The sequence below is a fragment of the Marinimicrobium sp. ARAG 43.8 genome (assembly GCF_050113635.1).
In the GTDB taxonomy this organism is placed as follows: domain Bacteria; phylum Pseudomonadota; class Gammaproteobacteria; order Pseudomonadales; family Cellvibrionaceae; genus Marinimicrobium.
The window spans coordinates 281,024-303,443 of record NZ_JBNJLT010000004.1; the positions used below are offsets into that span (position 1 = coordinate 281,024).

The following is a 22,420-nucleotide window of genomic DNA, read 5'->3' on the forward strand; positions in this document are numbered from 1 at the left end:
AGTGGACCACTACAAAGGGCTCAACCCCGAGCCGGAACGTTAACCCGTTGTAAAACCTGACGATGTGTAATGAGTGAGACGGCCTTCGCCCGCGCGGTATTGCGCTGGTTTGACCGCCACGGGCGCAAGCACCTGCCCTGGCAACAGAATATTTCAGCGTACCGGGTCTGGTTGTCGGAGATTATGCTCCAGCAGACTCAGGTGACCACGGTCATTCCCTATTTTGAGCGCTTTATGGAGCGCTTCCCGAGTGTGCATCAACTGGCAGCCGCGCCATTGGATGATGTGCTGCACCTGTGGACCGGGCTGGGCTACTACGCCCGGGCGCGCAATCTCCATCGGTGCGCGCAGACCGTAGTGGAAGATTACCACGGTGAATTTCCAGACAGCGTGGAGGAGCTCAGCGCCTTACCCGGTATTGGTCGCTCCACCGCGGGAGCGATTGCCAGCATCGCCTACGGTCGGCACGCCGCGATCCTGGATGGCAATGTCAAGCGAGTGCTGGCGCGCCACTACGCGGTAGAAGGCTGGCCCGGCCAAACGGCGGTTCAGAAGCAACTGTGGGGGTACGCCGAAGCCAACACCCCGAAGCGCCGCGTCGCCGATTACACGCAGGCGATGATGGACCTGGGGGCTTTGCTCTGTACACGTTCGCGCCCGAGCTGTGAGCGGTGCCCGGTCGGTGCCAGTTGCGTTGCTCGCGCTCAAGGTAATCCGACGGACTACCCGGGCAAGAAACCCAAAAAAGACAAACCGGTCAAGGCTGTGCAGTTTCTCATGTTGCGAGGGCCATCGGGCGATATACTGCTCGAACAACGTCCGCCGCAAGGCATCTGGGGAGGGCTGTGGGGTTTCCCCGAGCTGTCAGCGGAAGCCGACGCACACACCTATGCCGACGATCATTACGGCAAGGTCGTCGACCGCGAACAGTGGGACACGTACCGCCATACCTTCAGTCATTATCACCTGGATATCACGCCGGTATTGCTGCAGCTGGCCGAGGAGCCACAGACCGTGGGCGAGCGCGCTCTGGTATGGTATCGGCTCGATCGACCCGAAACGCTGGGGCTGGCGGCACCGGTAAAAAAGCTACTGCGACAATTGGCACAGCTGGATCCACGTCAGTTGGGCATCGGGCTGAGCACTTGACGTAAACGCCCGATTTAAACACTCGATCTGAACACTCTGTGCGAACAACAGGAGACGAAAGCGTGAAAAAAATAACAAGGTCAATACTGGGAACGGTGTTGTTCAGCACCAGCCTGTGGGTTTCGGCGGCCAACGTGGAAACGTTTCAGGCTTATACCCGCCCGGCGGTGTCGTTGAATGGTGAATGGAAAACGCTTATCGATCCCTACGACAACGGTTACTACAATTATCGCTACGAGCCGTTCGATCAAATGGCGTCACCGCCGCGCAGCGCCTACTTTATGGATGCCAAACCGCGTCATCCCGGCGAGCTGATTGAGTACGACTTCGATGCGGCGAAAACGCTCGCCGTGCCCTCCGACTGGAATACGCAGGATGATGCCCTGTTTTATTACGAGGGCACCATTTGGTACCGCAAGCAATTCAACGCGCCGAAAGTGGAAGGCAAGCAACGCACCTTTATCCACTTTGGTGCGGCGAACTACCGCGCCGACGTTTACCTGAATGGTGAAAAACTGGGGCACCACATCGGTGGTTTTACGCCCTTTTATTTTGAAGTGACCGGCAAGCTAAAACCGCAGAATAATTCTCTGGTCGTGCGCGTCAATAACGAGCGACATCGAGAGGCCGTGCCGACGGTTAACACCGATTGGTGGAACTACGGTGGCATTACCCGCAGCGTGCGTCTCATTGTGACGCCAGGCGTGTTCGTGCGCGACTACAAAATTCAGCTCGATGATTACCAGACGGGGGCCATCTCCGGCTATGCGCTGGTGGACGGCGCGGGCGCCGGCCAGGAAGTACGGCTGAGCATGCCGCAACTGGATCTGGATCTGCGGGCCAAAACCGACGCCAACGGTGTGGCCCAGTTTCAGACGCAAGTCTCCGGTATTCAATACTGGTCACCCGGCAGTCCGAAAATGTATCAGCTCAGCCTGCGTACCGGCACCGACCGACTGGACGATGAGGTGGGGCTGCGCACGATTGCAACCCAGGGCAAACAGCTGCTGCTCAACGGTAAGCCCCTATTCCTGCGGGGTATTTCGCTGCACGAAGAGTACGCCGTGCACGGTGGCGGGCGAGTGAAATCCGCTGAGGAAGCGCGCCATCAATTGCAGTGGGCGCAGTCCCTGGGGGCTAACTTTGTCCGTCTCGCGCACTACCCGCACAACGAGCACATCGTGCGCCTGGCCGATCAGCTCGGCATCATGCTCTGGTCGGAAATTCCCGTTTACTGGACCATCGACTGGGAAAGCGAAGAGACCTACCAGAATGCCGAGACCCAACTGTCGGAAATGATTGGGCGAGACAAGAATCGCGCCGCTATCATCATCTGGTCACTGGCCAACGAAACCCCGGTCAGTGACGCGCGCAACACGTTTTTGACCCGTCTGGCAGATCAGGCCCGCGCTTTGGATAGCACTCGCCTGATCAGTGCGGCCATGGAAAAGCATTACGAGGCAGATAACCCGGAAATGGCGGTTGTGGAAGACCCTCTGGCCGATCTGGTGGATATTGTGGCCTTTAACCAGTACATCGGCTGGTATGACGGTCTGCACGAAAAAGCCGACCGGGTGAACTGGCGAATCCCGTATGACAAACCGGTGTTTATCAGTGAATTTGGCGCGGGTGCCAAACAAGGGCGTCGTGGAGACAGCAACACATTGTGGACGGAAGACTACCAGGCCGAGCTTTACCGCAAGACCCTGGCGATGCTGGATCGCATTGACGGTTTCGTCGGTACCTCGCCATGGATTCTCGCGGATTTTCGCTCCCCGCGCCGCATGCTGCCCGGCATTCAGGACACCTTTAATCGCAAGGGGCTCCTGTCGGAAACCGGCGTGAAAAAAGCGGCGTTCGACGTGCTCAAGGATTATTATCGTCAGCGCGCTCGTCACCCTGCGCAACCCGCTTCCACGGAAGTGGAAACCGGGGAGCAGAGCCAGTAGTATGCTAGGCCGTTAGGCATGCACAGGGCTGAGGAGCCAAACCTATGTCACGCACCGTATTCTGCCGGAAGTACCAGCGCGAACAGGAAGGGTTGGAACACCCACCGCTGCCGGGGGCAAAGGGGCAGGACGTTTACGACAATGTCTCAAAGCAGGCATGGCAGGAGTGGCTGGCCCATCAAACCATGTTGATCAACGAGAAACATCTGAACCTCATGGATATGGGCGCACGCACCTATTTGAACGACCAGATGGACAAGTTCCTGTCCGGGAAGGATTATGACCAGGCGGAGGGATATGTCCCCCCCGCCTCGCAGACCTGATTAGTTACCGGGTATTGTCCATCCACGCGTACGATCCATACGCGGGTGCTATCTCACTATCCACTGACGCAAAGGCGACCCTCCGTGGCCGAATTGATAAAAGCCCTTCTGATTACCAACCCCAAAAGTCGCCAAGGGGCGTCTGCGGCGCTTGATGAAGGGCTGGAGCGATTGGCGCAGGCCGGTTGGCGGGTGGAACATCTGCAATCCCAGGGGCCTGAGGAAAGCCAGCGAGCGGTACGTGACCGATGCGGTGATCTGGACCTGGTGATCATGGGCGGTGGTGACGGCACCATCAGCTCCATGGCGGGCACGTTGTACGAATGTGGTATCGCCCTGGCGATCCTGCCATTGGGAACCGCTAACGATCTCGCTCGTTCACTCGGGGTTGGACCTTCTCTGGAAGAAGCGTTTGATGCGCTGATTGCCAATCGGCGAGGTCGTATCGATCTCGGTATCGTCAATGACCACTATTTTTTCAACGTGGCCAATATGGGGTTGGGTGTACAGGTGACCCAGGAGCTGACCCCCGAGGTAAAACGTCACTGGGGTGTCTTCAGTTATCTGAAAGCGTTTTTGGCTGCGGTAATGCGCATACGCCAGTTCAAAGTTAATTTGCGTGTGGATGGTAAAGCCCATCGCCTGCGATCAATCCAGCTCGCCATTGGCAATGGGCGTTACTACGGTGGAGGCAATGTCATTCGCGATTGTGCCAGCATCGACGATGGTAAGCTGACGCTATACAGCATCCGGCCGCAAACGCTCTGGGAACTGTTAACGCTGGCGCCGCTGTTGCGTGGAGGACAATACGACCTGGACCGTCGGGTATTTACCATTCAGGGCCAGCACATTGACGTGGTAACACGCCCCGACGGTATGGATATTCACGCGGATGGTGAGCCCATCAGTCAGACCCCCGCCCGCTTTCGGGTGATGCCGGGTGCGCTGGACGTGGTTATCGGGCCGGAAAACAACGGCGCGGTATGATGAACCCGGGGCGTACTGCCAGGGTCAAACCCATTTTCCCCAAGGCCTAATTTCCATGAACCTGATCAGAACCGATTTGCAAACGGCACTGCATGACCTGTACACAGCGTTGGAAGAGAGTGCTGATCATTATTACGACGCCGCGGACTTTGTAGAGAGTGCGACGGCCAGCCAGCTGTTCAAATCCATCGCGCAGGAGCGGGATCAGCTGGCCGACGCCCTGGAGCGGGTGATTCGGGACTCGGGTGATATGCCCGCCCCGCCCAACGATGAAAAGGAAGCCGGCGAACAGCTGCTGCACCGGCTGCACTCCTTTTTCTCAGCGGATCAAACGGCCGATGTGATCGAGCAGCGTCTGGAAGCAGAGGCTCGGCTTGATCAGGTACTGAAAGATAATCGCGCCCTGGACACCGGAGCTCCCTATGCCGAGTGGGATGAAAAAGTATCCAGGCATGTGGTTGAAACGCGCCGCCAGCTCGAGCGCGCGCGGTCTCAAAGCGACGCCGATTGAGATCAAATCGCCGTTTTTGTTTCACCCCCTTGACTCAGGCAATGTGAAACGGTTTAATACGCGCCTCGCGCAAGCCACGGCCACCGTGACTTGATCGAAATTTGCCCAGATAGCTCAGTCGGTAGAGCAGTGGATTGAAAATCCTCGTGTCGGTGGTTCGATTCCGCCTCTGGGCACCATATATAAACCTCGCCGCTCAGGCGGGGTTTTTTTATGCCTCGTTTTTCTGCCCTGCCTTTTCCAAAAGAACCCTTTGCCTTCTCCCCGGTCTAAGTCGGATAGAGAGTGTCCGTCTCACTCTCCATGACTTAAAACCAAGGGAGGTGATTATGGCCCGTCATGAGCTAATCAGCGGTGAGCACTTCGATCATAAGCTGGCTGCGATTTTTGATTCCGAACCGGCCGCCACGTCGTGGTTGGAAACCCTGAGTAATGACACAAGCCTTCAGCGATCACAACTGATGGTGATCCAGAGTGGTGATCGCCACCCGGGCTGGGAGCTTGAGCCCGAGGATCATGGTATCTGGAAAACTCTGCTTCGGTCGCATTTATGGCTGGCTGTAGCAGGGGCGGTGCTTGGTGGTGCACTGTGCGTCGTGCTGATGGTTCTCGGTGTGGGATTTGTCAGCGCCAACGGTCTGACCGCTCTAATGGTATTTGTGGGTTTTGGCGCCGTGTTCGGACTGCTGGCCGGTGGACTGGTAACCCTGAGGCCGGATCACAGCCCCTACCTGGTCAAAGCGCAGTCGGCATTGCGTCGCGGCAAGATCGTGCTGGCGGTTCACGCCCGCACTCACGAACAGTTGGAAGAGGCGCAGCGGGTATTGAAAGGCGCGAATGTTGAGGTAGTGTCGACTTTCTAGGTTTTTTCAAGCTGGTTTTCCAGGCCAGTGTAGTGCTTAGTTGGAGACTCTGATGCCAAACGGGTGCCGGTTTGCGCGCAAAGGGCAGGATGTGGCGAAAAAACGCTTGACGCCGCCTGCAAACCGGCTAGTATGGAGGTTGCTAGAAAGCTTGTTTTATATTTATGCACTACCATTTCGATTCCTGCCTGTAGCAAGTCGTCCTGTCTGTCATAAGTAATAGCACCATTTCCGGCACAACCGACCTTCGGGTCATTTTATAGATTGAAATTGTTAAGGTAAGACTATGTCTACAGTTACTGGTACCGTTAAGTGGTTCAACGAATCTAAAGGTTTTGGTTTTATTGAGCAGGAGTCCGGCCCGGACGTTTTTGCTCACTTCAGCGCCATCCAAGGCACTGGCTTCAAAACCCTGGCCGAAGGCCAAAAGGTTAGCTTCACCGTGACCCAAGGTCAAAAAGGCCCGCAAGCTGAGAACATCCAGCCTCTGTAAGCTTTAGCCTGTTCAGGTAAAGCGCCGGCGAACGAGCCGGATAAGCCACGCCGGGTTTAGGCTTGGCGGTGGCTAATTGAAACGGCGCCTACGGGCGCCGTTTTGCGTTTCAGTCCGTCGCTGAAAAGCCGGGTTTCCTGCCCTGTACTCCTTCCTCATGTTCGCCTCTTCCGGTGTTTTCCCCTGCCGGGCACTGTCGTAGAATCACTGAATAGTCTTAATGCGGGAATACCTTTCATGTTTGACTCCATCGGCCTGGAGCTTCAGGGCCTGGCGGCCACCAGCACTTTGCTCAAATTGTTGATTAGCACCGCTTTACTGGTGATTGCGGTGGTTTTGATCCGGATGTTGATCGGGCGCTATATACGGCGCAACGTCGCCTCCATGGAATTGCGTCGTCGTTGGTTGATCTATTCGCGCAACGGGTTGCTGCTGTTTATGCTGCTTGGCCTGGTGATCATCTGGGCGGATGAACTGCGCACTTTGGCGCTCTCTGTGGTGGCCATCGCTGTGGCGTTTGTCGTGGCTACCAAAGAGCTGATTCTCTGCGTCACCGGTTCCATTCTGAAAACCGGTGCCGGTTCGTTCAACATTGGTGATCGTATTCAGGTCAAGGATTTTCGAGGCGATGTGATTGACCAGAGCCTTCTGGCGACCACTATTCTGGAAGTCGGCCCGGGCAAGCTTACGCACCAGCGCACCGGTCGAATGGTGGTTATCCCCAATGCGCTGTTCGTATCCGAGCCGGTGATCAACGAAAGCTACACGCACGAGTACGTGTTGCATGTATTTACCGTGCCTTTCAAGCGCACCGCAAACTGGCGCAAAGCCCAGGAGTTGTTGCTGGACGCGTCCAATCGTGCCTGTGAGCCGCACCTGGCGGAGGCAAAGCGTTATCTGAAAAAGCTCAACGAGTACCGCGGACTGGATGCCCCCTCGGTGGAGCCCAGGGTGACGTTGCAGGTGCCGGGGGCCGAGGAAATTCATCTCATTGTGCGAATTCCCGTGTTGACGGATCGCCGCAGCGCCTTGGAGCAGGCCATTCTGGCCGAGGTGTTTGCGGACGGAGATTACGCACCGGCCAAATCCGAAGGCTCGGAGGGCACATCGCTGCCCCTGTCTTCCGAGCCTTCAGCGTTATCCTAGATCATTCGATTGCCGCTTACAGGTATTGCAGTAAGTGTAATGAGAACTTCGCCGCTTCTTTGGCGGCGATGGGGCCCAGGCGAAGATAGTCGTCGTTTGGCGCTTCCTGCGCCTGGTTACTGCCGGAACGGACTATCAGATAAGGTACGCCAAAACTCTCGCACACATGGCCAAAAGGGCCGGACTCCATCTCCATAATGTCCGCTTTAAAACGATTACGCAGCGTATCGAGACGCTGCGCGGTGACACCAAACAAATCGGATGATGCCACCACACCCAGGCGTACGTGGTTCTGATAGGTTTTGCCATCGGCCTCAATGGTTTGCGCGGGATAGCGCTTCATGGCCTGCTCGGCCTTGGCGAGTAATTCCGGGGTGGGCGTAAATTCGTTTTCCACCTCATTACCGTCGTCAGGGCCGTTCATGGGGCGATAGACCATGCCTTCGGCGGTCAGGCTGCCGTAGTCGTGCTCGTAGGTGTGAGTGGCTACCACGACGTCGCCGGTTTTCAACTCAGGATTGACCCGCGCGCCCGTGCCGGTCATCAGTGCCAGGCGCGGCTGGAATTCCCGCAGGAACAGCGTCGTCGTCATCCCCGTATAGGTTTTGCCGATACCGGTAATGGCAATAACAACGGGCTTACCGTGCAGTTTGCCCTTCCAATACGGTACTCCCCAGAGATTTCCCGTTTCTGCCTCTTCCAGCGCATCCACCAGTACGGGTATTTCCTGGGGCACCGCGCCGAGGATCACAATGGTGTCGGTGGGCTGGTAGACCGGTTCACTGGCCTGGGCACCCAACCCGGTCAGACAAACGGCGAGCAAAATCAACACTGTCTGTAGAAATGAAAGGTTCCGCATAAGGACGTTTCCTGTGTTGGAGGATGGGGGCACGGGTAACGAAGGCGCTCCGTTGCCCAGGGCAGTAGGCGTAGCAGCAATATTTGTACCTGCTTTTCTATTTCCTGACTTTTAAGACAGGAAATGGAGGGCGGGGTGGCTAGAAAGAAAAAATCCCACGATAAAATGACCTAAAACAGGCTCTTTTCTCTGACAATGCTCTTTATTTGTGCGAATTATTTACAAACTTTACCCCTTGGTAAACGGAGGGCATCGTGACGGGCGCGGTTTAGCTAAGTTGTCCAGTTGGACAATATTTTGCATGGAGGAGTGTGAAATGTTCTTACGCTGTTAAACCCATCAATGACGAAACGAGGTAAATCGTGTTGAAACGACTGTTGCAAACCGGCCTGATATTGGCTCTTTTTAGTGTGGCCCTGGGGGCTAACGCGGCCACACCGATTAAAACGGTGGTGGTCACCATGTTCGAAAATGGCGAGGTGACCGGTGATCGGCCAGGTGAACTTCAGTTCTGGGTGGAACGCCTGGAACTGAAAAAAGTGGATTTCCCGCTGGGGGTTCACGACCTGTACACCAATGAGGATGGTCTCCTGGTCATCTGTACGGGCGGCGGCGTTACCAACGCGACGGCCTCCATTATGGCGCTCGGTATGGACGAGCGTTTCGATTTGTCCAAATCCTACTGGGTGATTGCCGGTATTGGCGGGGGTGATCCTGAGGATGTATCGCTGGGAACGGCGGTCTGGGCCAAACACGTCGTGGACGGCGACCTGTTGTATGAAATTGATGGCCGCGAAATTCCGGACAGCTGGGAATATGGTTTGATCCCGCTGGGCGCGAAAGAACCCAATCAGGAGTCCACCGGCTGGACCGTGGATACGATTGTGTATGACCTGAACCCGTCGCTGGTTGAGTGGGCGTATGAGCTGACCAAGGATCATCCCACGCAGGACACGCCGGCGCTCAAGGAATTCCGGTCGCATTACGAAGGTTATCCCAATGCCCAGAAAGCGCCCTTCGTGACCATCGGTGATACGCTCGGTTCAAGCACCTACTGGCACGGTGACCTGTTGAACAAGTGGGCGAACGACTGGGTAAAACTGCACGCGGGCGAGCAGGCCAATATGATGACCACCAATATGGAAGATAACGGTACGCTCACAGCGTTGCACCGTATGGCCAAGGTGGGACTGGTGGATACGGACCGGGTTTTGGTACTGCGCACCGTGAGTAACTATAGCGCACCACCCCCCGGAAAAACGGCCGCGTGGAGCACTACCGCTCCGTATCCGGATCAGGGTGGGCCCGCATTTGAAGCCGCGTTTGAACTGGGCAATCGTGTGGTGAAAACGATCAACGGTAACTGGAAGACATTTGAGAACACCATTCCGGGTGATGCTCAGTAGATAGCGAGAGTGCGAATTCGTTCTAGCGGGAATGCGTATTCCAGCGTTCCCGCAGGCGTTTAGCCTGTACACCATGGCGCGCCATAATGTCCTGGATATCCTGATCAACCATCGTCCCGTGGCGGACTTTCCAGTTGCCGCCCACCATCACGAAATCCGCACGGTGTGCTCCGCACAATAACAAGGCGGCCAACGGATCATCGTGTCCGGAAAAGCGTGGTTCATCCAGTTTGAACAGTGCCAAGTCGGCCTGCTGCCCGACGCCGAGGCTGCCCAGCTCCGGTCGGTGCAATAAGTCGGCACCGCCGCGTGTGGCCAGTGATAATGCATCGATATGGCTGCATTGATCCGAGCCGTACGTCAGCTTCTGCATCAGCATGGCCTGTCGGGCTTCCTGAATCATATTGGAGCCGTCGTTGGAAGCCGAGCCATCCACACCCAAACCGACGCGGACGCCCGCCCGGTTTAATTCCAGCGCGCGGCATTGTCCGGAGCCGAGCAGCATATTGGAGCTCGGGCAGTGGCACACGCCCACTTTTCCCCTGACCAGCTGTTCGATTTCCGCGTCATTAAAATGAATGCCGTGGGCCAGCCACACGCGTTCGTCCATCCAGCCCACCTCGGCCAGGTATTCCACAGGCCGTTGCCCGAACCGTTTCAGGCAGAAGTCGGTCTCGTCGGCGGTTTCCGCCAGATGGGTGTGCAGCAATACCTGTTCGCTGGCCGCCAGCCGGGCGCTTTCTTTCATTAATTCGGGCGTTACCGAAAAGGGCGAACAGGGGGCCAGGGCGATTTGGCAGAAGGACTCGGGAGACGCATCGTGGTAGTCGCGAATCAGGCGCTGGCTTTCCGAGAGGATGAGCGCTTCGGGCTCCACCACCGAATCCGGCGGGAGCCCGCCGGCGGACTCCCCTAAACTCATGGAGCCTCGAGTCAGCGTTACCCGGTTGCCGATGGTGCGTGCGGCCTCTACCTGAACATCAATGGCGCGGGGCAGAAGGTGACTGAACACGTAATGGTGATCGGCCGCCGTGGTACAGCCGGACAGTAACAGTTCGCTCAGCGCCAGCTGCGTGGACGCGTATATGGCTTCGTCATCCAGGTTTGCCCATACCGGATAGAGTGCCTGCAACCACGGAAACAGCGCCTTGTTCAGCGCTGGCTTCAACGCCCGGGTCAGTGTTTGATAAAAATGGTGATGGCCGTTAATCAGGCCGGGAATGAGCACATGGGCCGAGGCGTCGAACGTCTGATCACAGTCGGTGGCTGGAGTGTGACCGTGAGGCACTAGCTCGACCACGCGTGCGCCGTCAATCACGATGCCGTTGTCGGCATCCTCCCCAGTGCCGGTCCAGCAGGCGAGTGGGTGCCGCAGCCAGAGTCGGCTCATGCCGAAACGCCGTGTTCTGGCTGGCGGGAGCGTTCAGGCGGTTCCAGTCCACAACCGCGAAGAATGATCTGGCTGAGAAAGTTGGAGATGTCTTCAATCATATCCGGCTCGTACTCCGCCCGGTTCATGATGGTGAGCACCTGAACATCGAAGTCCGCGTAGTGTTGGGTAGACGACCAGATGAGAAAGATCAGTTGCACCGGGTCTACCGGTTTCATGCGGCCTTGTTGAATCCAGGTGTTGAGCACCGCCGCCTTGCGGCGCACCCATTGTCGCATCTCCGTCCGGATGTAATCTTTCAGGTGAGGCGCGCCCTGAATAATTTCCATGGCGAACAATTTTGACGCCCGGGGGTGAGTGTAAGACAGCTCCACTTTTTTGCGAATGAACTCATCGAGGACCACCGCCGGGTCGTCCCGCTCGGTGATCTCGTCAAAAAAGTTGTTCCACAGATGGATGAGGTTATCCAGCACGGCGATGTACAGGTTCGATTTACTCTTGAAATAGTAATGTACATTCGCTTTGGGGATCTGTGCACGGTCTGCAATCGCTTGAATGCTGGTGCCCCGATAGCCGTGTTGCACAAACTCTTCTTCGGCGGCTTTAATGATGTTAGTCAGATTCCGATCCCGGATTTTTCCCGCCCGGTATTTGCCGGTCGGGGTTTCATTGGGATCGAAATCGATAGCGTGTTCCAGTACTTTGCTAACCATTGTTATTACTATCTCCGGTTATGGGTTCAGTTTTCCGTCCACCCCATTGACAAACCATTCCTGCTCCAGAAGATCGCTATCGCTCAATGCATCGCCTTCCGCCACGACCTGTTCTCCGGCCTGGTTATAGAGGGGGCCCTGAAAAACCTGTCGGGTGCCTTCAATGATCTCCATTTTATACGCCGTAACTTTTTCAACAACCTCTTGTGGCACGACTTCATTAAACGGGGAGAGGTCCACCACCCCTTCCTTGAGACCGTGCCAGATCGCGGTTGATTCCCAGTTGCCGTCAAGCACGGCCTGAATCTTGTCGTGGTAAATGCTCTCCCAATGCATGGTAACCGCCGTCAAATGTGCATTGGGGCCATAGTGGCTCATGTCGGAGTTGAATCCCACCGCGTACACATTACGCGCCTCGGCCGCCTGAATGACAGCGGGCGAGTCGGAGTGCATGGTCAGCACATCGGCGCCTTGCAAAATCAGGCTGTCGGCCGCCTCCCGCTCGCGGGCGGGATCGTGCCAGGTGTTGATCCATACCACGCTGACCCGTGCGTCGGGATTGGTGGTTTGTACGCCCAGAGTGAATGCGTTGATGCCGCGAATGACCTCGGGAATGGGGAAGGCGGCCACATAGCCGATACGGCCGCTTTCGCTCATGGCGCCAGCGGTCATTCCCGCCAGGTAACGGCCCTGATAGGCCCGTGCCTGGTAATTGCCCACGTTGCGCGCGGTTTTATAGCCTGTGGCGTGTTCGTACTTCACGTTGGGAAAACGTCGGGCCACTTTGAGGGTCGGGTTCATATAGCCGAAGGAGGTGGTAAAGATCAGATCGTGTCCGCGCGCGGACAGGTTGCGGATCACCCGTTCGGAATCCGAGCCTTCCGCGACGCTTTCCACATAAGATGTCTCAATCTTATCTCCGAATTCTTCGGCAACGATTTGTCGCGCCTGGTCGTGCATGTAGGTCCAGCCCGCATCGCCGATCGGGCTGACGTACACAAATCCGACTTTCAGTGGTTCGTCGGTATAAGGCTCGTCCGCCTGGGTTGCCAGGCTACAACCGAGCAAAGCGAGCGCGGTGGCGGCAATGCGTTTTTTTAAAGCCATTAGCGCGTCATCTAAAGCCATTAGCGTGTCCTCTTCTGCGTATAATCAAATAGTTGAACCGCTTCGCTTACTGCGGTGGATAATAAGGCTGGCCCAGCGAGCGAGGCGCGAACAAACCGCGTGCGCCCTTGCGGCTCATCATGAAAACCAGTACGACGATGGTGATCGCGTAGGGCAGCATGGCCAGCAGGTTCGATGGCACGTCGTAGCCAAAACCCTGCAACAGCAGGTGCAGAATACTGGCGAAGCCAAACAGCCAGGCACCCAGCAGGATCCGCTCGGTACGCCAGCTGGCAAACACGACCAGTGCCAGTGCAATCCAGCCCCGACCGGCGGAAATGCCCTCGGCCCACATCGGGGTATAGGCCAGCGACAGGTAAGCACCTGCCAGCCCTGCCATGGCGCCGCCAAACACGACCGTGGCGTAGCGCACCAGCAGCACCTTGTAACCGAGAGCGTGTGCTACCTCGGGGTTTTCGCCGACGGCGCGAACAATCAGGCCCAGACGGGTGGAACGGAATACCCAAAAGACCAGGGCGAACAACACAAAACTCAAGTAGACCAGCGCATCCTGCCCGAACAGTGCCGGGCCGATCAGCGGGATATCACTCAGCAGGGGAATGGGCAGGCGGCCGAGCCCCGAAATGGACTGGCCTACATAATCGGCGCCCACAAATGCGCTTAGGCCCGTGCCGAAAATCGTCAGGGCCAAACCAGTGGCCACCTGATTGGAAATTAACGACAGGGCCACAAACGCGAATATCAGCGAAACCAGGCCGCCGGATAACACACCAATCATTACGCCGATGAGCATTGAATCGCTGAGGTAGGCCGCGATGAAAGCAAACGCCGCACCCACGAGAATCATCCCTTCTTGGCCCAGATTCAGGACACCGGAGCGCTCGGAAACCATGGCTCCGAGTGCCACCAGTAACAGCGGTGTACCGGTGCGTACCATGGCGAACAAAATATTTTCAATCAGTGCGAGATCCATACTTGTGTTTTACCTACAAACTCGGGTACAAAAACAGTCCGTCAGGCATTGGTCGCTGCCGTTGGGTTGAGGTGCTGGGTGAAGACCAGCCTGTAGTGAATCAACAGGTCGCAACCCAGCAGGAAAAACAGCAACATGCCTTGAAACAATCCGGTAATGGACTTCGGAAGCGAAAGATCCATTTGTGCCATCTCCCCGCCCAGATAAGTCAGTCCGAGCAACAGGCTGGCGAGCACAATACCAAACGGATGCATCCGTCCCATGAACACCACAATGATGGCGGCGTACCCGTAGCCGAGCGACAGCGTTGGGATCAACTGACCAACCGGCCCGTTGGTTTCTGAAACGCCGGCCAGGCCTGCCATGGCACCGCTGAATAGCAGCATGAACCAGATAATCCGTTTACCGTTGAATCCCGAGGTGTGAGCGGCGTTTCGGTTTTCACCCATGACGCGCAGTTGAAAACCGAGCAGTGAGCGGCTGAGCAACACCCAGATCACCACTGCCATGAACAACGCAATAAACAAGGCAATAGTGACCCGGTAATCGGGAGAAAGCAGCGGGAGCAACGTTTGCTCCGAAAACAGGGCGGACTCGGGGAAGTTAAATCCCGCCGGATCTTTCAGTGGGCCATGCACGCCCCACAATAAAAGATTCACGGCAATGTAATTGAGCATGATGGTGGTTAGAATTTCGTTGGTGTTAAAACGGGTTAACAACAGGGCGGCAATGCCCGCCCAACACAGACCCGCCATTGCACCGCTCAACAACACCAGTGGAATCACCCAAAAACCGTCGGCATCACTCAGTTGCAGGGAAACGGCACCGCCGATCAGAGCCGCGAAGACAAACTGTCCTTCGGCACCAATGTTCCAGATCTTTGCCTTGAAGCACAGCGTTAACCCGGTGGCACACAACAGCAACGGCGTAACTTTGACGGCCAGCTCTGATAAACCGTACAGATCACTGATCGGAGCGATAAAAAAGGTGTGCAGGCTGGATAGTGGCGCATGCCCCAGTGCCGCGAACAGCAGACCGCCGGCGATCAATGTCAGTATCAGTGCCAGCACGGGTGACAGATACAGCATGGCACGGGAAGGCTCCAGCCGTTTTTCAAGACGCATGATGAACCTCCGCGCGATTTGGGTGGGCTTCAGGGGCAGTATCTTCAGGGCCAGTATCGATAAAACTGCCCGCCATCCACTCGCCGAGCTGTTCCAGTGGCACTGCATCACGAGCGTTCAGCGGCGATAACCGGCCAGCGCAGATCGCACCCAAACGGTCGCTCAATAGATACAGTTCATCCAGGTCTTCGCTGATCACCAGAATAGCGGTGCCGTTGTCACGCAAGGCAATCAATGCCTGATGAATTTTGTTGGCGGCACCCACATCCACACCCCAGGTCGGGTGAAAACAGACAAGGACGCGTGGAGCTTGTTCGATCTCCCGACCGATAATAAATTTTTGCAAATTGCCGCCAGAAAGGCTGCGTGCCGAATCATCCGGACCTCCGGCTTTCACGCCGTAGCGTTGAATGATACGGCCGGCGCGTTCGCGCACCGCTTTCCAGCTCACCAGCCCCCGGTTGACGCCGTGGGTGACATAGCCAGTCAGTAACTGGTTTTCTGTCAAACTCATGGCGCCGACCGATCCGCGCCCCATCCGGTCGGCGGGAACAACGCCAAGCCCGCGCTGGCGACGACGAACGATAGACGTATTCGCCATGGCGGCGCCATCGAGAAGCAGCTCGCCCTCGTCAGCCGATAGTTCACCGCTGATAAGATCGACCAGTTCATCCTGTCCGTTGCCCGCGACGCCGGCCAGGCCGACGATTTCCCCGGCCTGCACCGTCAAGTTGATGTTATGCAGGTGAATCGCGAAGGGGCTGGCAGGCTTGACACCGATTCCGCTCAGGCTCAGACGTGTCTCGGCGGGGCTGCCCGCCGAAAAGTTGCTTTCCATCTCAAGATCATCGCCGAGCATGAGCCGGGCCATATCACTGGCGGAGGTTTCTGAAGGGATGCAAGAACCCGTTACTTTGCCCCCGCGTAAAATAGTGGCCTGGTCACACAATGCGTTCACTTCGTGCAATTTGTGGGAAATAAATAAAATGCTGCACCCTTTCCGGGCAAGCTGCTTTAGCACACCGATCAGTTGCTCCACTTCCGGCGGTGTTAACACCGCCGTGGGTTCGTCCAGAATCAGCAGTTGAATGTCCTGGAGCAGGCACCGAATGATTTCCACCCGCTGTTGCTCGCCGACTGACAGCGTATGCACCATCCGGTCCGGATGAATGGCCAGGCCGTATTCATCGCCGACCGACTGGATGCGTGCGCGCAGGTTATTCATAGACCCGTATTCGGACGGGCTCAGGTACAGGGCAATGTTTTCCGTCACGGTCAGCGTTTCAAAGAGTGAAAAGTGCTGGAACACCATGCCCATGCCCAGCGCTCTCGCCTGGGCGGGCCCCTCAATGCTGACTTCTTTATCGTTCCACAGCACCTGCCCGGCATCGGGCTTTACGACACCGTAGATGATTTTCATCAAGGTGCTTTTCCCGGCGCCGTTCTCTCCCAGCAGGGCGTGAATTTCCCCGGGAGAGACACGCAAGTTGATGGCATCGTTGGCCACGCAGCCGGGATAGGCTTTGGTAATTCCGATTAACTCTAACCGGTTTGGGTTGCGCTTCGACATAAACCTGACTGTTTAGACAAAAATGATAGAAACGCTAAAGCAAGGAGTATGCCACCGTCTGCATTGACGCCCCTTTTGGCTCGCCACTAAAAAAATTGTCTGACTGGCCAGATTTTTGCTTTGTTGAAGTTAGGTTATAGAACGGCTCTCGGGCCGAGACGTTATTGTGGGAGGTGAAAACGTGCAATTGGTGGTAAATGGCAGCCTGCGGGAAACGGGCGAGCTGGCACCGGACACAACGCTGCTGCACTACCTGCGCCGCCACTGTGGCTTGACGGGTACTAAAGAGGGGTGTGCGTCGGGCGACTGCGGCGCCTGTACGGTCATGATAGAAGAAGGTAATGCGGCTGATCGGCGCTATCGTTCGGTGAACAGCTGCATATGCCCCCTGGGCAGCCTGGAAAACCAGAAAGTCGTGACGGTTGAGGGGCTGTCGGGGGAAGCGGCCACGCACCCGGTGCAGGCAGCAATGGTGGCTTGCCATGGTTCGCAGTGTGGTTTTTGTACACCGGGGTTCGTGATGTCTCTGGCGGCGCTGCACGGGCAGCGGAACCCGCTTCTGGCGGTGGACGACAAGGCTCGACGCGCCGCTGTGCTGGATGCCATTTCTGGTAATTTATGTCGTTGCACCGGTTATCGCCCTATTGTAGAAGCCGGTTTGCAGGCGCTGGAAAAACCTGCCCATTTAGACAATTTTGTTCAAGAAGAGGGCGCAAGTGCACCGTTAACGGGCATTCGGGCGGATGTTCCAATACCCGGCTATTGGCAACCCCGGCAGGAAGAGCAATTGCAGGCCCTGCTGAGAGAACACCCTGAGGCGCGTCTGATCGCCGGTGGAACCGATCTGATGCTGGAAGTCACCCAGCGTTACGTGACGCTGCCAAAACTCATTGATCTCAACGCGGTGGAGAGTTTGCGTCGCATTCACTGGAACGCCGAGGACGTAGAGGTGGGCGCGGCTGTGACCTATACCGAACTGGAGCGCGAGCTGGGCGCACAATCACCGCCTTTATTGGCATTGCTCCACCGCCTGGGTTCGCGTCAAATCCGCAACCGGGGCACGCTCGGCGGCAATATCGGTAATGCGTCTCCGATTGCCGATACCCCGCCCTGGCTGCTGAGCCTGGATGCGTCGTTGTGTATTCGCAACGGTTCGGGAGAAAGCCGTTATGAAAAGCTGACCGATTTTTATCGGGGCTACAAACACACCTCTTTACAGCCCGGCGAGTACATCGCCCAAATCGTCATTCGCCGCACAGCGCTGGCCGATCCGTTGCGTTTGTACAAACTCAGCAAGCGGTATGAGGATGACATTTCCGCCGTCATGGGCGCCTTTCGATGGGACGCGAACGGGGCGTTGTGGATTGCCTACGGCGGCATGGCCGCCACGCCCAAACGGGCGACCAAAACGGAAGCCTTTCTCAATCAATCGATCTGGCATCGCGAAGGCGGTGTGGACGAGGGTGTGCTGGATCAGGCGTGTGAGTGCCTGGACACCGAATTTTCTCCCATGACCGATGTGCGCGCGTCCGCCCGTTATCGCTTGGCCATGGCGAAGAATATGTTGCGCAAGGCGTGCCGCAGTCTGGCCGCTGAACGGTCGGGCCGCGTCTGCGAGCCGGGAGTCTTTGAACATGCGTAAGTTGACTGAGCCGCGCCCCGCGTCGGGTGTGCCCCAAACGCCAGGACAGGCTTTGCCTCATGAGTCGGCGCATAAACATGTGTCCGGCGCGGCGACGTACATTGACGATAGCCCGGCGTTGCCGGATACGGTTTATATCGCCACCGGTCAGTCCACTGAAGCCCACGCCCGTATTCGCCGACTTGACCTGGAACAGGTGCGCGTAGCGCCCGGTGTCGTGGATGTGATCGTGCAGTCCGATATTCCGGGGAAAACCGATGTGGGGCCAGTGTATGGGGGTGATCCTTTATTGGTGGGCGATGAAACCGAGTATGTGGGCCAGCCATTGTTTGCTGTAGCCGCCACCAGTCAGGAAGCCGCGCTGCGCGCGGTGGAACTGGCGGTGGTGGAGTATGAGGCACTGCCCGCCCAGTTAACGGTGGAAGAATCCATGGCCGCCGACAGTTACGTCCTCCCGGAGCACCGCTTGTTGATGGGCGACCCGGAAGCGGCGCTGGGCTGTGCTCCTCATCGAACGGAGGGCGAACTGTATGTTCGCGGCCAGGAACATTTTTATCTGGAAGGCCAGATAGCCGAGGCGCACGCCACCGAAGATGGCGGCGTGCATGTGGTGACTTCGACCCAGCATCCCTCCGAAGTGCAAAAGCTGGTGGCCGAAGTGCTGGATGTGCCCTTTCACCGGGTGGTTGCCGAAGTGCGCCGCATGGGAGGCGGTTTCGGCGGCAAGGAAACCCAGGGCGCACCGCTGGCTTGTCTGGCGGCGATATTCGCCCGGCGCCTGCGTCGCACAGCGCGTTACCGCATGCCCCGACGGGACGATATGGTGCAGACCGGAAAACGGCACGATTTTCTCAACCGTTGGCGTGTGGGCTTTGACAGCGATGGTCGCATTCAGGCGGCGGATATGGTGTTGGCGGGCAAGTGCGGTTTTTCACCGGACCTTTCCGAGGGCATTGTCGACCGCGCCATGTTTCATGCCGATAACGCCTACTTTCTCGATAACGCTGCCATTGTGGGGTTGCGTTGTAAAACGCACACCGTTTCCAATACGGCGTTTCGGGGCTTTGGCGGTCCTCAGGGCATGATGGCTATCGAGGCGATTGTCGAGGATATTGCGCGCTGTCTCGGCAAAGACCCGCTGGATGTACGCAAAACCAATTTGTATCGCCCCGGCCGGAATGAAACCCCCTACGGTCAGCAGGTCTCGCAACTGATTCTGGAAGACCTGATTGAAACACTGGAAAAAACGTCCGGCTACCGTGAGCGCCGTCGCGAAATAACCGCGTTCAACCGTGAACACCACACATTGAAAAAAGGTCTGGCGCTCACGCCAGTGAAGTTCGGTATTTCCTTTACGGCCAAGCATCTTAACCAGGCCGGTGCGCTGTTGCAGATTTATACCGATGGCAGCCTGATGATCAATCACGGCGGCACGGAAATGGGGCAAGGCCTGTACACCAAAATTCAACAGATCGTGGCTCGTGCGTTCGGTGTCTCGGCTAGCCGCGTGCAGGTGACGTCAACGCGCACGGATAAAGTGCCCAACACCTCGCCGACCGCGGCTTCCTCCGGCAGTGATCTCAACGGTATGGCGGCACTGGATGCGTGTGAACGGGTTAAAGCGGCGCTGGCTGCGTTTGTGGCCGAGCACTTTTCCGTGTCGGAGCATTCGGTTCGCTTCGAAGAGGAGCGTGTGCACTGGGGGGGTGAACAGCATTTACCCTTTGAGAGTCTGATCCAGTTGGCGTACCTGAACCGTGTACCACTGTTCGCGACCGGGCATTATCGCACCCCGAAAATTCACTACGACCGGGAAACGGCCAAGGGCCAGCCATTTTTGTATTTTGCGCACGGCGCGGCGGTCTCTGAAGTGACCATCGATACCGAGACCGGAGAGTATCGGGTCAATCGGGTAGACATCCTGCACGATGTCGGTGAGTCCCTAAATCCGGCCATCGATATTGGGCAGATTGAGGGCGGCTTTGTACAGGGCATGGGTTGGCTGACCACGGAAGAGCTGCTTTGGGACGATAAGGGACGGGTGCTGTCCAACAGCCCGGCTAACTACAAGATCCCCACCGCGTTTGATGTCCCCGAGCGGTTTAACGTCGCGCTGTACCACTGCCCTAACAGCGAAGAAACGGTCTATCGATCCAAAGCCGTTGGCGAGCCGCCGTTGATGCTGGCGATCTCGGTTTGGTCGGCACTGCGCGATGCCTGCGCGAGCCTCACTGATTATCGATTCAGCCCGCGCCTCGATACACCGGCCACCCCCGAGCGGGTTTACTGGGCGTTGCAGGAATGCCGCACGTTCAATCGCAAGCACCGGCCGTCGCCGGAGGTGGTGACGTCATGAGTCGTTTTATGAACTGGCAGGAAGCGATTGTCCTCTGTACGCGACAGGGGCGCGGCTATGTGATCGCCACGGTGGTCGGTACTCAAGGGTCCACGCCGCGTGATGGCGGTAGCAAAATGGTGATCACTGATGAGGCGACTTACGACACACTGGGTGGCGGGCAACTGGAGTTTTTGATCGTTCAGCAGGCGCGGGAACTGTTGGTGACGAACCAGACCTGCCAGGTGTTAAAACCCTTTCCGCTAGCCGCCGAAGCCGCCCAGTGTTGCGGTGGCCACGTGACGGTGATGATGGAGTGTTTTGCGGCCTGTGACTGGCCGATCGTTTTGTTTGGAGCCGGTCACGTCAGCCGCGCCTTGACGACGGTACTCGGCGGCCTGCCCTGCCGCGTAGAGGTAGTGGATAATCGCCAGGAATTGATGGACCAGGCTTTGCGAGAACAGGCTTTGCAAGAACAGGCCCTGCCGGACAACGTTCACTATCGTTACTGCGAACATCCGGAACAGTGGGTGACCAGCATGCCGGACAGTGCCTGGGTGGTAGTGTTTACGCACGACCATGCGCTGGACTTTCGCCTGTGCGAGCAGTTGCTGTCTGACCCGCGCTGGCGTTTTTTCGGCCTGATTGGATCGCAAACCAAAGCGCTACGGTTTCGCAAGCGCCTTGAGCAGTCAGGGCACGACTCGGCACTAATTGATCGTATGGTCAGTCCGGTGGGGCTGCCCGAGGTCAAAGGCAAACGACCAATGGAAGTGGCGGTGTCCATTGCCGCGCAACTGCAAAGCCTTTACTACTCCCAGAAAACGGCGTCGGATAAACCCGTCACCACCTGGCGAGAAATCAAAACCCTGTTGAAGAATAATCCCGTGCTTGCCCCCATCCCGTCACCACAAGCCCCCGTGTTGGAAAAAAAGGAAACCAACGGATGAAGAACACCGATACGAATTCCAGCACTCCAGCAGGCCACGATACATCGATGAGCCTCGAGCGCTTAAACACCTTGCCCGACAAGGCGGCATTTGCGCTGTTCCTCGAATGTTGTCATTCCCGTCGCTGGGCTGACGCAATGGTTGCAGCCAGACCTTTCACAAGTGAGCGTGCGCTGTTGGCCGAGGCCGATCGCCTGTGGGAAAACCCTTCGGAGGCCGATATTCTGGAGGCATTTTCCGGGCACGCCCGCATCGGTGATATCGAGTTGTTGCGCTCGAAATTTGCCGGGCGAGCCATGGGTGAGCAGGGGCAAGTGCTGGAGACTGACGAATCAGTGCTGCGCGAGTTGCGGGATCTCAATATCGACTACGAGCAGCGCCACGGTTTTATTTTTATTGTTTGTGCCAGTGGAAAACCGGCGGAGACCATGCTGGATTTACTCAAGGCACGAATCCATAACACGCGCGAGACGGAGTTGCGTCTTGGAGCCCGCGAGCAAGGTGCTATTACCCGCTTGCGATTGAAACAACTGATACAGGAAGGTGAGCCAAACGCATGAGTCGATCCCCCATCACTACCCATGTTCTGAATCTGGACAGTGGCCGTCCCGCCGAGGACGTTGCTGTTACTCTGTTCCGCCTGCCCTCCGATACACCTTTGGCCAGTGCGCGTACAGACAGCGATGGTCGTGTCGTCCAGTGGTCGACACCGCTTGCCTTGCAGGAAGGCACCTACCGCCTGCAGTTCGACACCGGGGCGTGGTTCGAGGCGCAAGGCAAGCACTCCTTTTATCCGGGCGTTGTCATTGATTTCGCGGTGACGGCAACCGATGAACACTATCACGTGCCGCTGCTGCTGAACGCGCACGGCTATTCCACTTACCGGGGGAGCTGAAGCAGGTGTCGTTT

21 protein-coding genes and 1 tRNA gene are annotated in these 22,420 nt (G+C 57.1%); 15 read left to right on the top strand and 7 right to left on the bottom strand.

Going from position 1 to position 22,420, the window contains the following annotated elements:
- Positions 1-69: 69 nt before the first annotated feature.
- The 9 genes from mutY (at position 70) to ACQCLF_RS10355 (ending at position 7,421) form a co-directional block, all read left to right on the top strand.
- A complete protein-coding gene (gene mutY / locus ACQCLF_RS10315) occupies positions 70-1,149 on the top strand; it encodes an A/G-specific adenine glycosylase (RefSeq protein WP_426986924.1) in 1,080 nt (359 codons plus the stop codon).
- A 62-nt stretch (positions 1,150-1,211) separates the two neighbouring features.
- The gene (locus tag ACQCLF_RS10320) at positions 1,212-3,098 is read left to right on the top strand and encodes a glycoside hydrolase family 2 protein (protein ID WP_426986926.1); all 1,887 of its coding nucleotides are present in this window, start codon (positions 1,212-1,214) and stop codon (positions 3,096-3,098) included.
- Positions 3,099-3,142: 44 nt separating this feature from the next.
- Positions 3,143-3,421 carry an oxidative damage protection protein gene (locus ACQCLF_RS10325; protein ID WP_426986928.1) on the top strand — a complete coding sequence of 93 codons (279 nt, stop codon included), beginning with the start codon at positions 3,143-3,145 and terminating at the stop codon, positions 3,419-3,421.
- A gap of 84 nt (positions 3,422-3,505) precedes the next feature.
- Positions 3,506-4,408: a lipid kinase gene (locus ACQCLF_RS10330; RefSeq protein WP_426986930.1), complete on the top strand. Its 903-nt coding sequence runs from the start codon at positions 3,506-3,508 to the stop codon at positions 4,406-4,408.
- Positions 4,409-4,463: 55 nt separating this feature from the next.
- Positions 4,464-4,919 (top strand): hypothetical protein, encoded by a 456-nt coding sequence (locus ACQCLF_RS10335; protein ID WP_426986932.1) that lies wholly within the window; start codon positions 4,464-4,466, stop codon positions 4,917-4,919.
- A 103-nt stretch (positions 4,920-5,022) separates the two neighbouring features.
- Positions 5,023-5,098: transfer RNA gene (locus tag ACQCLF_RS10340), tRNA-Phe, on the top strand.
- A 150-nt stretch (positions 5,099-5,248) separates the two neighbouring features.
- Positions 5,249-5,782 carry a hypothetical protein gene (locus tag ACQCLF_RS10345; RefSeq protein WP_426986934.1) on the top strand — a complete coding sequence of 178 codons (534 nt, stop codon included), beginning with the start codon at positions 5,249-5,251 and terminating at the stop codon, positions 5,780-5,782.
- Positions 5,783-6,068: 286 nt separating this feature from the next.
- Entirely contained in the window at positions 6,069-6,275 is a 207-nt protein-coding gene (locus tag ACQCLF_RS10350; protein WP_426986936.1) for a cold-shock protein, read from the top strand.
- 237 nt (positions 6,276-6,512) lie between these two features.
- On the top strand, positions 6,513-7,421 hold the full coding sequence (locus tag ACQCLF_RS10355) for a mechanosensitive ion channel domain-containing protein (RefSeq protein ID WP_426986938.1): 909 nt from the start codon (positions 6,513-6,515) through the stop codon (positions 7,419-7,421).
- Positions 7,422-7,437: 16 nt separating this feature from the next.
- Here the strand turns inward: ACQCLF_RS10355 and mtnN are convergent, their stop codons facing one another.
- A complete protein-coding gene (gene mtnN, locus ACQCLF_RS10360; protein ID WP_426986939.1) occupies positions 7,438-8,280 on the bottom strand; it encodes a 5'-methylthioadenosine/S-adenosylhomocysteine nucleosidase in 843 nt (280 codons plus the stop codon).
- Between the two features lie 362 nt (positions 8,281-8,642).
- Here mtnN and ACQCLF_RS10365 point away from each other — a divergent pair, with 362 nt between their 5' ends.
- Positions 8,643-9,686: a purine nucleoside permease gene (locus ACQCLF_RS10365; protein ID WP_426986941.1), complete on the top strand. Its 1,044-nt coding sequence runs from the start codon at positions 8,643-8,645 to the stop codon at positions 9,684-9,686.
- Positions 9,687-9,708: 22 nt separating this feature from the next.
- On the opposite strand, the gene ACQCLF_RS10370 is transcribed toward ACQCLF_RS10365, so the two are convergent.
- Genes ACQCLF_RS10370 through ACQCLF_RS10395 form a run of 6 tightly spaced genes read right to left on the bottom strand, consistent with a single transcriptional unit; the run spans position 9,709 to position 16,584 of the window.
- Positions 9,709-11,076: an 8-oxoguanine deaminase gene (locus tag ACQCLF_RS10370; RefSeq protein WP_426986943.1), complete on the bottom strand. Its 1,368-nt coding sequence runs from the start codon at positions 11,074-11,076 to the stop codon at positions 9,709-9,711.
- A complete protein-coding gene (locus ACQCLF_RS10375) occupies positions 11,073-11,789 on the bottom strand; it encodes a TetR/AcrR family transcriptional regulator (protein ID WP_426986945.1) in 717 nt (238 codons plus the stop codon). Before ACQCLF_RS10375 ends, ACQCLF_RS10370 begins: the two co-directional genes overlap by 4 nt.
- Before the next feature lie 18 nt (positions 11,790-11,807).
- The gene (locus ACQCLF_RS10380) at positions 11,808-12,917 is read right to left on the bottom strand and encodes a BMP family ABC transporter substrate-binding protein (RefSeq protein ID WP_426986947.1); all 1,110 of its coding nucleotides are present in this window, start codon (positions 12,915-12,917) and stop codon (positions 11,808-11,810) included.
- A gap of 46 nt (positions 12,918-12,963) precedes the next feature.
- Positions 12,964-13,890: an ABC transporter permease gene (locus ACQCLF_RS10385; protein WP_426986949.1), complete on the bottom strand. Its 927-nt coding sequence runs from the start codon at positions 13,888-13,890 to the stop codon at positions 12,964-12,966.
- Between the two features lie 41 nt (positions 13,891-13,931).
- Positions 13,932-15,014 (bottom strand): ABC transporter permease, encoded by a 1,083-nt coding sequence (locus tag ACQCLF_RS10390; RefSeq protein ID WP_426986951.1) that lies wholly within the window; start codon positions 15,012-15,014, stop codon positions 13,932-13,934.
- On the bottom strand, positions 15,004-16,584 hold the full coding sequence (locus ACQCLF_RS10395) for an ABC transporter ATP-binding protein (protein WP_426986953.1): 1,581 nt from the start codon (positions 16,582-16,584) through the stop codon (positions 15,004-15,006). Before ACQCLF_RS10395 ends, ACQCLF_RS10390 begins: the two co-directional genes overlap by 11 nt.
- Before the next feature lie 181 nt (positions 16,585-16,765).
- On the opposite strand from ACQCLF_RS10395, the gene xdhA reads away from it, so the two are divergent.
- From xdhA to uraH, 5 genes are read left to right on the top strand one after another with little or no spacing between them, the layout of a single operon-like run.
- Positions 16,766-18,226 carry a xanthine dehydrogenase small subunit gene (xdhA, locus tag ACQCLF_RS10400; RefSeq protein WP_426986955.1) on the top strand — a complete coding sequence of 487 codons (1,461 nt, stop codon included), beginning with the start codon at positions 16,766-16,768 and terminating at the stop codon, positions 18,224-18,226.
- Positions 18,219-20,582, top strand: coding sequence for a xanthine dehydrogenase molybdopterin binding subunit (xdhB, locus tag ACQCLF_RS10405; RefSeq protein WP_426986956.1), 2,364 nt, complete (start codon positions 18,219-18,221; stop codon positions 20,580-20,582). The genes xdhA and xdhB overlap by 8 nt, the downstream gene beginning before the upstream one ends.
- Positions 20,579-21,511, top strand: a complete 933-nt coding sequence (gene xdhC / locus ACQCLF_RS10410) for a xanthine dehydrogenase accessory protein XdhC (protein WP_426986958.1) — start codon at positions 20,579-20,581, stop codon at positions 21,509-21,511. The genes xdhB and xdhC overlap by 4 nt, the downstream gene beginning before the upstream one ends.
- Positions 21,508-22,071 carry a 2-oxo-4-hydroxy-4-carboxy-5-ureidoimidazoline decarboxylase gene (uraD, locus tag ACQCLF_RS10415; protein ID WP_426986960.1) on the top strand — a complete coding sequence of 188 codons (564 nt, stop codon included), beginning with the start codon at positions 21,508-21,510 and terminating at the stop codon, positions 22,069-22,071. Before xdhC ends, uraD begins: the two co-directional genes overlap by 4 nt.
- Entirely contained in the window at positions 22,068-22,406 is a 339-nt protein-coding gene (gene uraH, locus ACQCLF_RS10420) for a hydroxyisourate hydrolase (protein WP_426986962.1), read from the top strand. The genes uraD and uraH overlap by 4 nt, the downstream gene beginning before the upstream one ends.
- Positions 22,407-22,420: the final 14 nt, after the last annotated feature.